Origin of the sequence: Methylocystis parvus (assembly GCF_049675845.1) — a bacterium.
Classification (GTDB): domain Bacteria; phylum Pseudomonadota; class Alphaproteobacteria; order Rhizobiales; family Beijerinckiaceae; genus Methylocystis; species Methylocystis parvus_A.
In genome coordinates this window covers 1,471,691-1,485,925 of sequence record NZ_CP187161.1, presented here as the reverse complement: position 1 = coordinate 1,485,925, position 14,235 = coordinate 1,471,691, and the positions used below count along the sequence as shown (strand labels likewise).

At 65.6% G+C, this 14,235-nt stretch carries 10 protein-coding genes and 2 pseudogenes; 7 read left to right on the top strand and 5 right to left on the bottom strand.

The features are described 5' to 3' along the window. The first annotated feature begins 6 nt into the window (after window positions 1-6). The 4 genes and pseudogenes from hisF to ACPFMJ_RS07720 all read left to right on the top strand — a co-directional run bounded on the left by hisF (window position 7) and on the right by ACPFMJ_RS07720 (window position 3,464). Complete coding sequence (gene hisF, locus ACPFMJ_RS07735; RefSeq protein ID WP_424363233.1) at window positions 7-783, top strand: imidazole glycerol phosphate synthase subunit HisF; 777 nt, start codon at window positions 7-9, stop codon at window positions 781-783. 145 nt (window positions 784-928) lie between these two features. Then, window positions 929-1,252, top strand: coding sequence for a phosphoribosyl-ATP diphosphatase (locus ACPFMJ_RS07730; protein ID WP_424363232.1), 324 nt, complete (start codon window positions 929-931; stop codon window positions 1,250-1,252). Further along, a pseudogene (gene coaA / locus ACPFMJ_RS07725) lies at window positions 1,249-2,207 on the top strand (type I pantothenate kinase). Before ACPFMJ_RS07730 ends, coaA begins: the two are co-directional and overlap by 4 nt. Before the next feature lie 150 nt (window positions 2,208-2,357). Next, window positions 2,358-3,464 carry a S8 family serine peptidase gene (locus tag ACPFMJ_RS07720; protein WP_424363231.1) on the top strand — a complete coding sequence of 369 codons (1,107 nt, stop codon included), beginning with the start codon at window positions 2,358-2,360 and terminating at the stop codon, window positions 3,462-3,464. Here ACPFMJ_RS07720 and clpB read toward each other — a convergent pair. Further along, window positions 3,419-5,898: pseudogene (gene clpB, locus ACPFMJ_RS07715) on the bottom strand (ATP-dependent chaperone ClpB); the annotation flags it as partial. The gene ACPFMJ_RS07720 and the pseudogene clpB sit on opposite strands and share 46 nt — an antisense overlap. Window positions 5,899-6,092: 194 nt before the next feature. Between clpB and ACPFMJ_RS07710 the strand changes: the two are divergent. Together ACPFMJ_RS07710 and ACPFMJ_RS07705 are read left to right on the top strand one after the other, a co-directional pair. After that, window positions 6,093-6,902, top strand: a complete 810-nt coding sequence (locus ACPFMJ_RS07710) for a class I SAM-dependent methyltransferase (RefSeq protein ID WP_424363230.1) — start codon at window positions 6,093-6,095, stop codon at window positions 6,900-6,902. A 313-nt stretch (window positions 6,903-7,215) separates the two neighbouring features. Continuing rightward, entirely contained in the window at window positions 7,216-7,974 is a 759-nt protein-coding gene (locus ACPFMJ_RS07705; protein ID WP_424363229.1) for an MOSC domain-containing protein, read from the top strand. Window positions 7,975-8,026: 52 nt separating this feature from the next. Here the strand turns inward: ACPFMJ_RS07705 and ACPFMJ_RS07700 are convergent, their stop codons facing one another. The 3 genes from ACPFMJ_RS07700 to htpG form a co-directional block, all read right to left on the bottom strand. Continuing rightward, window positions 8,027-8,944, bottom strand: a complete 918-nt coding sequence (locus tag ACPFMJ_RS07700; RefSeq protein WP_424363228.1) for a DUF4167 domain-containing protein — start codon at window positions 8,942-8,944, stop codon at window positions 8,027-8,029. Window positions 8,945-9,454: 510 nt separating this feature from the next. Further along, a complete protein-coding gene (gene prmC, locus ACPFMJ_RS07695) occupies window positions 9,455-10,363 on the bottom strand; it encodes a peptide chain release factor N(5)-glutamine methyltransferase (protein ID WP_424363227.1) in 909 nt (302 codons plus the stop codon). A gap of 6 nt (window positions 10,364-10,369) precedes the next feature. After that, entirely contained in the window at window positions 10,370-12,262 is a 1,893-nt protein-coding gene (htpG, locus tag ACPFMJ_RS07690; RefSeq protein ID WP_424363226.1) for a molecular chaperone HtpG, read from the bottom strand. A 467-nt stretch (window positions 12,263-12,729) separates the two neighbouring features. Between htpG and ACPFMJ_RS07685 the strand changes: the two genes are divergently transcribed. Next, on the top strand, window positions 12,730-13,152 hold the full coding sequence (locus ACPFMJ_RS07685) for a DUF2794 domain-containing protein (RefSeq protein ID WP_424363225.1): 423 nt from the start codon (window positions 12,730-12,732) through the stop codon (window positions 13,150-13,152). Between the two features lie 50 nt (window positions 13,153-13,202). On the opposite strand, the gene ACPFMJ_RS07680 is transcribed toward ACPFMJ_RS07685, so the two are convergent. Then, on the bottom strand, window positions 13,203-13,976 hold the full coding sequence (locus ACPFMJ_RS07680; RefSeq protein ID WP_424363224.1) for a Bax inhibitor-1/YccA family protein: 774 nt from the start codon (window positions 13,974-13,976) through the stop codon (window positions 13,203-13,205). Between the last annotated feature and the right edge of the window lie 259 nt (window positions 13,977-14,235).

Sequence of the window (14,235 nt, the reverse complement as noted above, 5' to 3'; positions counted from 1 at the left end):
CGCCTGATGCTCAAAGCACGCGTCATTCCCTGCCTCGACGTGAAGGAAGGCCGCGTCGTCAAGGGCGTCAATTTCGTCGATCTGCGCGACGCCGGCGACCCGGTCGAATGCGCCATCGCCTATGACGCCGCCGGCGCCGACGAACTCTGCTTCCTCGACATCACCGCCAGTCATGAAAATCGCGGCATCCTGCTCGACGTCGTGCAGCGCACGGCGGAAGCCTGCTTCATGCCGCTCACCGTCGGCGGCGGCGTGCGGACGCTGGACGACATTCGCAATCTGCTCCTCGCCGGCGCAGACAAGGCGTCGATCAACACGGCCGCCGTGTCAAACCGGCAGTTCGTGCGCGAGGCGGCGGAGAAGTTCGGCGCGCAATGCATCGTCGTCGCCATCGACGCGAAGCAGGTCGGCCCCGGCAAATGGGAAATCTTCACCCATGGCGGCCGCCGTCCCACCGGCATCGACGCGGTGGAATACGCGCGCGAAGTGACGGCGCTGGGCGCGGGCGAAATCCTGCTCACCTCGATGGATCGAGACGGCGCGAAGATCGGCTTCGACATTGCGCTGACGCGCGCCGTGGCGGACGCCGTGACCGTGCCGGTGATCGCCTCGGGCGGCGTCGGCAATCTCGATCACCTCGTCGCCGGCATTCGCGAGGGCCATGCGACGGCGGTGCTGGCCGCATCGATTTTCCACTTCGGCGAATATACGATCCCGCAAGCGAAGCGGCACATGGCGGCGGCGGGACTGCCGATGCGGCTCGATGGTTTGGAGGCGGCGTGATGATTGAATGTGTTGCCACGGGACACGCCCCCTCCCTGTCCCTCCCCCGCAAGCGGGAGAGGGAACGCTCGCGATTAACGCTGTCGATGAAGGCCGCGCTGTGCTCCCTCTCCCGCAGAGCGGGGGAGGGTTGGGGAGGGGGCCAATGACCTTCACCCTCGACGACCTCGCCGCGCTCATCAAATCGCGCCGCAGCGACAGCGCCTCCAATTCCTACACCAAGCAGCTCTTCGATGCGGGCGTGCCGCGTATTTCGAAGAAGTTCGGCGAGGAAGCGTTCGAGGCCGTCATCGCGGCGATGGAAGGCGACAACAAGGCCCTCACCAGCGAAGCCGCGGACGTGCTTTATCATCTGCTGGTGCTGCTTGAAGCCCGCGATGTCGCGCTGACAGACGTCATCGCCGAGCTCGGCCGCCGCACCTCGCAATCCGGCCTTGCGGAGAAGGCGTCGCGCGGAGCGCCGAAATGAGCGATTTCGGCGCACAGGAAAACGGCTTGATCTCCCCCTATCGCCGTTTCACGCGCGCCGAATGGGCCTCGCTTCGCGCCGATACGCCGCTGACGCTGACCATCGACGATCTGACGCGCCTCAAATCCGTGGGCGACCCGATCTCGCTGGAAGAAGTCATCGAAATCTATCTGCCGCTCTCGCGCCTGCTCGCGCTTTACGTCGCGGCGACGCAGGGGCTCTTCAAGGCGACGCAGCGCTTCCTGGACGCCGAGGACGGCAAGGTGCCCTACATCATCGGCGTCGCGGGTCCGTCGCCGTCGGCAAATCCACGACGGCGCGCATCCTCAAGGCGATGCTCTCGCGCTGGCCCAATACGCCGAAAGTCGAGCTCATCACGACCGACGGTTTTCTTCTCCCGAACGCCGTTCTCGAGCGCGAAGGCCTGATGGAGAAGAAGGGTTTTCCCGAAAGCTACGACAATCGCGCGCTGCTGCGATTTCTCTCCGCCGTGAAGGCGGGCCAGCGTCATGTCTGCGCGCCGGTCTATTCGCATCTCGTCTATGACGTGGTGCCGAACGAAACGACCTGCGTCGACGGCCCGGACATTCTCATTGTGGAGGGGGTCAACGTCCTCGCCGCGCGGCCGTCGCGCCAGCCGCGCGACATTCCTTTCGTCTCCGACTTCTTCGACTTCTCCGTCTATCTCGACGCGAGCGAAGAGCAGTTGGAGCGCTGGTATGTCGAGCGTTTCCTTCGTCTGCGCGAGACGGCCTTCAAGGACCCGCGCTCCTATTTCCGCAAATACGCCGATCTTTCCGACAAAGAGACGGTGCGTGTCGCCAAGGACATCTGGACGCGCATCAATCTCGAAAACCTGCGCAGCAACATCGCCCCTACGCGCCCGCGCGCAAGCCTGATTTTGACGAAGGGCGCTGATCACAAGATCGAGGAAGTGGCGCTGCGGAAGCTTTAACCTTTCGGCGCTTGCGCAAGTCGTCGCCCGCAACCCGCGTTTACCCTAACGATTAGCTGTCTTGCCTAAAAGGCAAACTGCTCAGCTGTTTGAAGCGGCGCCGGCTCCATAGGATGTCCGCGGCAATTCTTACGCGGGGGGCAGCCCGATATGAAGAAGTTATTCCACCTGATCCTGTTTGCAGCGCAAGCGGTCGGCGTCACGTCCGCGATGGCGGATTTTTCGCACAAGGCGGCTCCCTCGGAGGCGCTGATCGCCCGCACCTCGAAAACATTTATCTTCACTTTCAATGACAACGTTCCAGCGTATCTGGTCGAGTTCAAAGCCGCGCAGATCGCCGCCCGCCACAATGCGAATATCGCTTTTGTTTACAAGAACGCGCTGAAGGGCTTCGCCGCCGAGATCAGCGATGTCGAAGCGGCGAAAGTTCCCCAGAACTTTCCAGATGTCGTCTCGTTCGAGCGCGATGCAATCGTGACGACGGCGGCGACGGTTGCCGGGACGACGGCGTCGACCTGGGGCGTCACGCGCGTCGGCGGCTCGCAGCCTGCCACGGCGTATGCAAAAGCCTGGGTCATCGATACGGGCGTGCAATATAAGCATCCTGCGCTCGTCGTCGACGAGGCGAACGCCTATTCGGCCATAGCGGGAAAAAATGCCGACGATGAAAACGGACACGGAACGCATGTTTCGGGCACCATCGCCGCCAACGGCTGGGCCAATGCCGCGGGCGTCGCGATTTATGGCGTCGCTGCGGGCGCGGCCATCGTGCCGGTCCGCGTCCTCGACGCCACGGGCTCAGGCTCGCTTTCCGCGGTGGTGGCTGGCGTCGATTATGTGACGGGCAAGCGAAAGACACTTTGTCCAAAAGGCTATGCGCCCGGCCCCTGCGCGGCCGAGGGATGGGTCGTCAATATGAGCCTCGAGCTTCCTGCGAACATTTTCACCAAGTCCCTCGATACAGCTGTGACGAACGCGGCGAATGTCGGCGTCAGATTCGCTGTTGCGGCGGGTAATTCTGCGCTGAAGGCGACTACAGCGACGCCTGCGCGAGTGAACCACGCCAATGTCTTCACAGTCTCGGCCTCCTGGAACAAAAAACGCCTCTCCCCGCGTTCGGGGAGCGAGCGCGTTCCCGACGGTTCGGCGAGCGTCGGTCGTCGATGGTGCCTTCGGCGGAAATCTCCACCGTCGCCCCATCCACGACGCGCTTCGAGCGCGCCGCGCGCCACGCGCTTCAGCGGACGGGCGCCATAGGCCGGGTCGTAGCCCTTCGCGGCGAGCCAATCGCGCGCCTTCGTATCCAGATGCAGGGTGATCTTGCGATCCTCCAGCAGCTTCTGGAGGCGCTCGACCTGGATATCGACGATCGCGCCCATGTCCTCGCGCGCTGCAGGCGGTGGAACAGGATGATCTCGTCGACGCGGTTCAGGAACTCCGGCCGGAAGTGCGAGCGCACCACCGACATGACCTCTTCATGTACCGCCCGTCTCTTCGCCTTCCTTCTGCTCGACGAGGTACTGCGCGCCGATGTTCGACGTCATGCACGATCAGCGTGTTCTTGAAGTCGACCGTGCGGCCCTGGCCGTCGGTCAGCCGACCGTCGTCGAGCACCTGCAGCAGCACGTTGAAGACGTCCGGATGCGCCTTCTCGATCTCGTCGAACAGCACGACCTGATAGGGCCGGCGACGAACCGCTTCCGTCAGCGCGCCGCCTTCCTCATAGCCGACATAGCCGGGAGGCGCGCCGATGAGGCGGGCGACCGAGTGCTTCTCCATGTATTCCGACATGTCGATGCGCACCATCGCCGTCTCGTCGTCGAAGATGAAGTTCGCGAGCGCCTTGGTCAGCTCGGTCTTGCCGACGCCCGTCGGGCCAAGGAACATGAACGAGCCGATCGGCCGGTTCGGATCCTGAAGCCGGCGCGCGCGCGGCGCACCGCGGTCGAAACCGCGATCCACCGCCTCCTTCTGCCCGACGACGCGCTTGCCGAGTTCGTCTTCCATCTTCAGCAGCTTCTCGCGCTCGCCTTCGAGCATCTTGTCGACCGGCACGCCCGTCCAGCGCGACACGACCGCCGCGATGTGTTCGGCGTCACGGCCTCCTCGACGAGCGCGCCCTTGCCCTCGGCCGCCTCCACGTCGCTGAGCTTCTTTTCGAGGTCCGGGATGACGCCATAGGTCAGTTCGCCCGCGCGCTGATATTCGCCGCGGCGCTGCGCCTGGGCGAGTTCGTTGCGCGCATGCTCCAGCTGCTCCTTCAGCTTCTGCGCTGCCGAGCTTGTCCTTCTCCGCCTGCCAGCGCGCGGTCAGCGCCTCGGATTTCTCCTTGAGATCCGCCAGCTCGCCTTCGAGTTTCGCGAGACGATCCTTGGACGCCTGATCGGTCTCCTTCTTCAAGGCCTCCTGCTCGATCTTGAGCTGCATGATGCGCGATCGAGTTCGTCCAGCTCCTCGGGCTTCGAGTCGATCTGCATGCGCAGGCGCGACGCCGCCTCGTCGACAAGATCGATCGCCTTGTCGGGCAGGAAGCGGTCGGAGATGTAGCGGTTCGACAGCGTCGCCGCCGAGACGAGCGCGCTATCGGTGATGCGCACGCCGTGGTGCAGCTCGTATTTCTCTTTCAGCCCGCGCAGGATCGAGATCGTGTCCTCGACCGTCGGCTCGTCGACGAAGACCGGCTGGAAGCGACGGGCGAGCGCCGCGTCCTTCTCGACATGCTTGCGATATTCGTCGAGCGTGGTCGCGCCGACGCAATGCAGCTCGCCGCGCGCGAGCGCAGGCTTCAGCAGGTTCGCCGGCGTCCATCGCGCCGTCCGCCTTGCCGGCGCCGACGAGCGTGTGCATCTCGTCGATGAACAGGATGACATTGCCTTCGCCGCCGTGACCTCATTCAGCACGGCCTTCAGGCGCTCCTCGAACTCGCCGCGATATTTCGCGCCGGCGATGAGCGCGCCCATGTCGAGCGCAAGCAGCTTCTTGTCTTCGAGGCTTTCCGGCACGTCGCCATTGACGATGCGCAGGGCGAGGCCTTCGACGATCGCCGTCTTGCCGACGCCGGGTTCGCCGATCAGCACGGGATTGTTCTTCGTGCGGCGCGACAGCACCTGCACGGTGCGGCGAATTTCTTCGTCGCGGCCGATGACCGGATCGAGCTTGCCTTCGCGCGCCGCTTCCGTCAGATCGCGGGCATATTTCTTCAGCGCGTCATACTGGTTCTCTGCGTTGAAGCGCTGTCGGCCGTGCGGCCCTTGCGCAGATCCTCGATGGCGGCGTTGAGCGTCTGCGGCGTCACGCCCGCGTCGCGCAGGATCTTCGCGGCCTCCGTATCCTTCTCCATCGCGAGCGCCAGCAGCAGGCGCTCGACGGTGACGTAAGAATCGCCCGCCTTCTGCGCGATCTGCTCGGCATTGGCGAAAAGCCGCGCCGTCGCGGGCGCGAGATAAAGCTGCCCGGCGCCGGCGCCGCCGACCTTGGGGAGCTTGGCGAGCGCGGCTTCGACCTTCGCCAGCGCCTCGCGCGAGCGCCCGCCCGCGCGGTCGATCAGACCGGCGGAGAGACCCTGCTCGTCGTCGAGCAGCACCTTGAGAATATGCTCGGGCGTAAATTGCTGATGGCCTTCGCGGGTGGCGAGGCTCTGCGCGCTCTGCACGAATCCGCGCGCGCGTTCGGTATATTTCTCGAAATTCATTCTTTCCCCTCTCGACCTTCGGGGCGCGTCCTCATCAAGAGCGATGCGCCCAGCGTCATGGATTTGCGGTCCCTTTCGGCGACCCTCATGGGCGATATGGGGAGGGCGCCCCGGAGTTGAAGGGGGTATGGCGCGCAAGCGTGGCAGGGTAGGGTGCGGCGAACCGGCGCGGGATAAAGCTCAGGGCACTCAAGTTGAACGAACTCGAAATCGCGAAAGCCAAGGCGGCCGCCGCCTACAACGCGGCGGCCGATTATTTCGACCACCCCGTCAGCTCCTTCTGGCATCGTTTCGGCCGCCGCACGGTCGAGCGCCTTGGGCTCCGGCCGGGCGAGGCCGTCCTCGACGTCTGCTGCGGCAGCGGCGGCTCCGCTCTGCCCGCCGCCGAGGCCGTCGGGCCGGATGGGAAGGTCGTCGCGGTCGATCTCGCCGAGCGGCTCGTCGCCCTCGGGGCGGCGAAGGCGCGCGAGAAGGGCCTCGCCAATCTCGACTTCCGCACGGGCGACATGCTGGCGCTCGGTTATCCCGACGCGAGCTTCAACGCCCTCATCTGCGTCTTCGGCATCTTCTTCGTGCCGGACATGGTCGCCGCGACGAAAGAACTCTGGCGCATGCTGCGCCCCGGCGGGCGCCTCGCCATCACCACCTGGGGGCCGGACCTCTTCGAGCCCGCCAACGGCGCCTTCTGGGAAGCCATCAAGGAGGAGCGCCCCGACCTTGTGAAAGGCTTCAACCCCTGGGAGCGGATTTCGACGCCCGCGGGCCTGCGCGAGATGCTCGGGCAGGCGGGGATCGCGGAAGCGGAGATCGTCGCGGAAGAAGGGAGCCACGCCATCGCGTCGCCGGAGGATTGGTGGCTGGTCGCCATGGGGAGCGGCTATCGCGGGACGCTCGCGCAGCTCGACGCGGAGACGTTCAAGCGGGTGCGCGAGAGGAATTTGGCGCGGCTCGGGGGGTGCGAAGCGATTGCGACGAGCGTGGTTTATGCCGTGGCTGAGAAGTAAATCTGCCAGCCGGGGTTCGGCGACCGGGATTTTTGTGTTGGGGGATTTGCTGGAGAAGTTTGCTGTTGCTGCATCGCCCCCCACCCCTGCCCCTCCCCGCCACTTCGTGGGGGGAGGGAGGGATGCGGCGCCATTGGGGATCGCGATCGAGCAATATCATCCGTCTCGATCGTGAGCCGCCTCCCTCCCCCCTTGCGGGGAGGGATTAAGGGTGGGGGGCGGCGCGGTGATGTGGGCGCCGTCCGCGAGCCGGCACGCTTGACAAAAACCAGCGCCTCCCGCCTTGAGGCCCGAACCAATCCCGGAGCCCCGAATGCGCGTCGCCAGACTCTATCGCTATCCCGTCAAGGGCCTCTCGCCGGAGCCGCTCGATTCGGCCGAGCTTCCCACCGGCGGCTATTTCCCCTGCGACCGGCTCTTCGCGCTGGAGAACGGCCCCTCGGGCTTCGACCCGGCCGCCCCCGAGCATCAGCCCAAGATCAAGTTTCTCATGCTCATGAAGAACGCCGCGCTGGCCGGACTTGCGACGCGCTATGACGCGGTGTCCGGCGTGTTGAGCATCTCGCAGGGCGGGCGCGAGGTCGCGATGGGCGATCTGCGCAAAGCGGAGGGCCGCGCGGCCATCGAGCGTTTCCTGAGCGATTTCGTCGGCGCGCCCGAAGTTCGCGGCCCTGTGAAACTGCTCGAAGCGCCGAACGGGTTTCGCTTCACCGATTCGAAATCCGGCTTCGTCTCTCTCATCAATCTCGCCAGCGTTGACGCCATCGAGAAAGCGCAAGGCGCCAAAATCGATCCGCTGCGCTTTCGCGGCAATCTCTATGTCGAGGGGGCGCAGGCTTGGGCGGAGGCGGACTGGCCGGGGAAGAGGCTGAAGATCGGCGGCGTGACGCTCGAAGTGCTGAAGATGACGGACCGTTGCGCCGCGACGGGCGTGGAGCCGGGAACCGGCAGGCGCGACATGGACGTCGTGCAGACGCTGCGCATGAATTTCGGCCATATCGATTGCGGCGTCTACGCGCGCATCGAGAAGGGCGGGCGGATCGCCGTCGGAGACGCGATATCTCTGGCCTGAAACGAAAAGAGCCGCCCGGCGAAGGGCGGCTCTCGAAATTCTCATTCAGCGATCAGAAGCGATCCGGCTCGAAAGGCAGCTCGCTCGGGGCGGGCGCCTCTTCGCGGGCTTCGCCGGCGCCTTCCTCGACCTGCGCGCGGGCCGGACGGCGGCGGCGGCGCGAGGAGAGGTGGAAATTCACGCCCTCATGCTCGCGGGCCGGCTGACGCTCGGCCGCCGGGGAGAAACCGGCCTCCGGCGCCTCCGCCTCGGCGACGACCGGACGGGCCGGCGGCGCGGTGATGAAGGAGGGCAGGCCCGCCGCCGGTTCATCGCTCGCCTCGGGGGCGGGGCGCTGGAAGCGGCGGTCGCGATTGCGCTCGAAGCGGCGAGGGTGATCGCCCCCCTCGGCGTTGCGCTCGCGGAAGGGCGGACGCTCGGGACGCGGCGGACGCTCGCCGCGCTCGGGGCGATCCCCGCGCTCCGGCCGCTCGCCGCGCATGTCGACCCGCATCTCGCCGATCGGACGCTCCTCATAGGGCTGCGGCTGGGGCTGGGGCTGCGCGAAATGCGGTTGCGGCTGGGGCTGCTGCTGCATGAACGGCTGTTGCGGCTGCTGATAGACCGGCTGCGGCAGGCGCTCGGAGAGCGGCGCGAAACGGTCGGGCAGGGCGGCGAAATCGTCGTCGTCATCCACGTCGACCTCCGCTTCCATCTGCGGGCGGCCAAAACCGTTCGCCTGCTGCTGCGCCTGCTGGGCGGCCGCGATCAGGCGGAAATAATGCTCGGCGTGCTGCAGCAGGCTCTCGGCCATGATCGTGTCGCCGGAGGACTGCGCGTCGCGCGCGAGCTGCAGATATTTCTCGGCGATATGCTGCGCAGTGCCGCGGATCTTCACGTCCGGACCGTTCGACTCATAGGAGCGGGTCAGCGGGTTCGGCCCTTTGCGGCCGCTGCGCCCCCGCATGCGCTTGTTCTGTCCTGGTCTCATCCACTCCCCCGAAAGCTTCGCGCGCCGCGCGCGCCAATGACGCCAAACTGGTCGGGTCGACGCCGCGCCGTTCCGCCGAAAAAGACCGTCGGGCCTGCGGCCAGCCGCCGCGCGCTCAAAACGATCGCTTGTGAGAGCGCCTGGCCGCGCTCTCGTTCAATTCCGAGTCCTGCCGGTTGCCGCTGCGAGATCCTCAACAAGCGTTCGTCGAAAGCCGACCTTCTTCACGGTCGTTCCATGCGAACGCGGCGGGCTTCGGCAGTCGCGCATCTGAAAGGGATGCACGCCGCGACGATCGACGTGGCCTTACTCCGCCGGGATCATGCAGCTTACACGCCAGCCTTTGCCGGCCCTTCCTGGGAGACCGCTCGCGAGGCGGGCCCGGACATTCGAGATCCCCATCTCGATTTCGTTCAGCTGATATAGGTCGAACTATAGAGGCTGCACCCCCCAGAGCCAAGTGCGGCGTTGCATCGGCGTTAGCGAAAACCAAAAACTGTGCTCAATATGTCACGACCGAGCAGCCGCCGGGCGCGCCGCCACGACGCGCTCATGCCCGCCCGCGTCGCGGCCCACGCGGACAACGCCAAACCCCTTGTCGCCGAAGAGCGCGGCGACGCTCACCGCCTGGTCATGCCCCACCTCGAAAGCGACAAGACCGTCCGGTTTGAGCAACCTTGGCGCGTCCGCGACAATCTCGCGGTAGCAATCCAGTCCGTCGGCTCCACCGTCCAGCGCAAGCGCCGGATCGTATAGCCGCACTTCCGGATCGAGCGCGGGAATGTCCCCCGCGCGAATATAGGGCGGGTTCGAGACGATGACGTCGTAACCGCCGGAAAGCGCCTCGCCCCAGCGGCCGCGAACGACGCGGGCGCGCGTGGCGAAGCCGCAGCGCGAGAGATTCTCCGCGGTCGCTGCGCAGGCGTCCGCGGAGAGATCGACGGCGACGCCCCGCGCGCGCGGCAATTCGCTGAGCAGCGCGCAGAGAATCGCGCCCGAGCCGCAGCCAAGATCGAGAATCTCGAGCGGCGCGTCGCGCTTCTCGATCAACGCCAATGTCGTCTCGACGAGCGCTTCGGTGTCGGCGCGCGGATCGAGCACGTTGGGCGCGACGACGAGGTCGAGCGTCCAGAAGCCGCGTTCGCCAAGAATGCGCGAAACGGGCTCGCGCGCGGCGCGTCGCGCGGCGTAGCGCGACAGACGGTCTGCTTCGCTTTCTGCCAGCGGCGCCTGCGGCGACATGGCGAGCTGCAGGCGCGTCAATCCGGCGGCGGCGCGCAGCAAGGCGCGGGAGTCGTCCTGCGCTTCCTCCGGCGCGACGCCGCTGGCGACGAGATAGGCCGCGACCTCGGCGATCGCCTGCGCGCGCGAGGTCGTATGCTCGGGCTGGGCAGGGGCGGTTGCGGGGGCGCGGCTCACTTGCGGTTACGCGCCTTTCGCGAGGAGGGCGGAAAGTCGCTTCGCGAAGGCGGACGGATCGACCGGCTGTTCGCCGTCCGCGACGCGTGCGAGGTCGAGCAACAGATGCATGCCGTCCGCCGCGCCATCGCGGCCCTTGTCGCGCAGGCTCGTCACGAGCGCGGCGACGGCTGGATGCTTGGCGTTGATCTCGAGCACCGGCTTGCCCAAGAGGCCTTTCTGTCCGCTTTCGGCAAGAATGCGCGCGAGCTGGCGGTCGAGGCCCTGATCGGACGCGACGAGACAGGCGGCGCTTTCGGTCAGGCGCGTCGAGACGCGCACATCGTCGACCGAATCGGCAAGCGTCTCCTTCAGCGCCGCGACGAGATCGCCGACGTCGGCCGCAGGCTGCGCTTCGTCCTTCGCCTCCTCCGCGAGTGGAATGAGATCGATATCGGCGGCGCCCTGCGTCACGGACTTGAAGGGCTTGCCTTCATAGCCCAGCGCGCTCGTCACCCAGAAGGCGTCGACCGCGTCGTCGAGCAGGAGAACCTCGACGCCGCGCGCGCGGAAGCCTTCGACCTGCGGGCTCGCGGCGAGGCGTTTCGCGTCGTCACCCGTGATGTAATAGATCGCCGTCTGATTCTCGCGCAGATCGGCGACGTAATCCTTCAGCGTGCGCGTCTTGCCGTCCGATTTCGTCGAAGCGAAGCGAGCGATGGCGAAGAGATCGTCGCGGCGGCTCGGGTCTTCGTGCAGACCCTCCTTCAGCACGGCGCCGAAGTTCTCCCACACGGTCGCGAACTTCTCCGGCTCGTTCTCCGCGAGCTTCTTCAGATCGCCGAGAATGCGCGTCGCGACGGCCTTGCCGATCGAGGCGATGACGGGGCTCTTCTGCACCATCTCGCGCGAGACGTTGAGCGGAATGTCGGCGCTGTCGACGACGAGGCGCACGAAACGCAGAAAGGCCGGCAGCAACTCGACGTCGCGCGAGATGAGCACGCGGCGCACATAGAGCTTCGACTTGCTCTTGCGCGAAGGCTCGAAGAGATCGAACGGCCGCGCGCTCGGCACAAAGGCGAGCACGGTATATTCGGTGCGACCCTCGGCGCGCCAATGCGCCGTCAGCGCCGGCTCATCGAAGCCGCCGGAAAGCTGGCGATAGAAATCCGTATACTGCTCTTGCGTGATCTCGGATTTGGGCTTGGCCCAGAGCGCCATGCCGTCCGCGATTCGGCGCGGCTCCTTGCCGGGCTCCTCGACGAGGTCGATCGGAACCGACACGGCGCCGGAATGCTCGCGCACGATGCTCTCGATGCGCCAGGGCTCCAGAAACTCGTCGCTCTCGGCGTTGAGATGCAGCGTCACGCGCGCGCCGACCAATGGCGCGTCTTCGATATCGAGCGGGGCGATGGAATAGGTTCCCTTGCCCTCGGACGACCACAACCACGCTTCGCCTTCCCCGGCGCGGCGCGTCGCAACCTCGACGAGGTCGGCGACCATGAAGACGGAATAGAAGCCGACGCCGAATCGGCCGATGAGCGAGGAGCCTTCGCCCTCCTTCTCCTTGCCGAGCTTTTCAAGGAAAGCGCGCGTTCCCGAATTTGCGATCGCGCCGAGCGCGCTGATCAGTTCGTCGCGCGACATGCCGACGCCATTGTCGGCGACGGTCAGCAGGCGCTTTTCCTTGTCGAGCGTGATCGTGACGAGGGGCGCGCCCGCCTGCGCGGCGAGCTTTTCGTTAGAAAGCGATTCGTAGCGAAGTTTCTCGCAGGCGTCTGCGGCGTTGGAGATCAGCTCGCGCAGGAAGACGTCGCGCTCCGAATAGACGGAGTGCGTCATCAATTCGAGGAGCTGCGCGACATCCGCTTCGAAGCCGAATTGTTGCGGCGCGTCGGCGGTAGCAGCGTCTTGGGTCATGGAGTCTCCAAATGCGGTCGCGCTCCCTTGCGGGAGCGCCTGATTAAAAAGGGAAACGAGGCGGTCTTGCGACCGCGCCTCCTCAATTTGTCATTGACGCGCATAATGCAAGGCTGGTTGGCGGATCGTGGAAGAAGCTGTCCCCGCAAAGACAGGGTCGGCTCGGGATTTCTCCCGGCCGACCCGTCCATCGCTACGACCTCATCGACTTGCGAACACGCGATCCCGGGGGGCTGGGGGGCTGACGAAAACCGGAAAAGCGCGCGAAAGCCGGCCGTGGCAATGAAGACAGATATTGGCCTGCGCGTTTGACGTGCAAGGGGCCCAATAGGGGCGAAAATGTGAATTTTGCTTGTAGAGGCTAAGGTTAAGAAGCGCGCTGCCGTTTTGTGTCGCGCCGGCGCGAGAGAAGGCTTGCCCTAAGGCCATCATCGCGCAAACATGACAGAAAGTTGGAGATGACGCGCATGGCGGAGTCGGAGACGACAGAGCCCAGCCGATACAGACCCGCCCTGACCGTGGTGGCCGGCTCCTCAAGACCAGGACAGGCCGATAGCCAGACAGGGCGGGGAGAGAGCAGCGCAAGCCCGCAGGTTTCCTTCGACCGGCGCGAGCTGAATCAGCTCTTCAATCTCTATGGCGCAAAGGTCGCTTCGGGGGAGTGGCGCGATTACGCCCTCGATTTTACGCCGGCCAAAGCCGTCTTCTCGGTCTTCAGGCGCACAAGCGAGGCGCCGCTTTATCGAATCGAAAAAAGCCCGGAACTCGCCCGCAAGCAGGGAGCCTACGCCGTGATCGCCGCCGGCGGCCTCGTCATGCGCCGCGGGCACGATCTCGGCCGCGTGCTGAGAGTACTGGACAAGGGCCTGCGCATCGTCGGCGCGGAGTAGGGCGACAAAAAAGCCCCGCCGAAGCGGGGCTTTTCCAGGCGTAAAACCGCTTATTCGCTACGCTGGTTGCCCAGCAGGAACATCAGCGACTGGAACATGTTGATGAAGTCCAGATAGAGCGACAGCGCGCCGAACACGCTCATCTTCTGGGCGGCCTCATGGCCCGCGCCTTCATAATACATGTCCTTGATGTTCTGCGTGTCCCAGGCGGTCAGGCCCGAGAAGATCAGGACCGACAGGATCGACAGCGCGAACTGAAGGCCGGTCGACTGCAGGAACAGGTTGACGACGCCGGCGATCACGAGACCCCAGACGCCCATCACCAGGAAGGAGCCGAAGGCCGAGAGGTCGCGTTTCGTCATGTAGCCATAGAGGCTCAGGCCGCCGAAGGCCGCCGCCGTGATGAAGAAGACGCGGGCGACGGATACGCCGGTGAAGACCAGCAGGATCCACGACATCGACAGGCCCATCAACGCCGAGAAGGCGAGGAAAAGGTTGCGCGCCGTGGCGGCCGACATGGTCGAGGCGCGCGCGCCGATGAAGAAGACGAAACCGAGCGGCGCGAACATGATCAGGTAACGCAGGGGCGTCGTGTAGATCATCGTGCCGAAGGGCGACAGGGCGACGATCTTCCCGCCGACGAATTGCGGCGCGGCCAGCATGAAGGCGCCCAGCGCGACGAGGCCGGTCACGGCGAGGCCAAGCGTCATGTAATTATAGACGCCGAGCATGTAAGCGCGCAGGCCCTCGTCGATCTCGGCCGTGGTCGACCGGGCGGCCCCGCGGCCATAGCCGAAGCTCGTGTTGCGGTCGTAATGAGACATAGCGATCCTCTCGATCTCCGAGGCCGGCGCGCGGCTTGCCGCCATCGCCCGTGGCCTCAACCATTATGGCTTCCAGCAATATGGCTTGGGCGGTATTGCGAGGCAATACGCCGGCGGATGAACTCTTGTTAAGGTGATACTAGGCTTAAAGGAGCGTTCCCGCCCGCCCCGGCGCTTTTCGGACTTGTGCTCGGGCGGCGCGCTCTTCGCATCTGCACAATCGCCCTGGCGAGGCGGCCGCTATCCCTTGCGTCTCCGA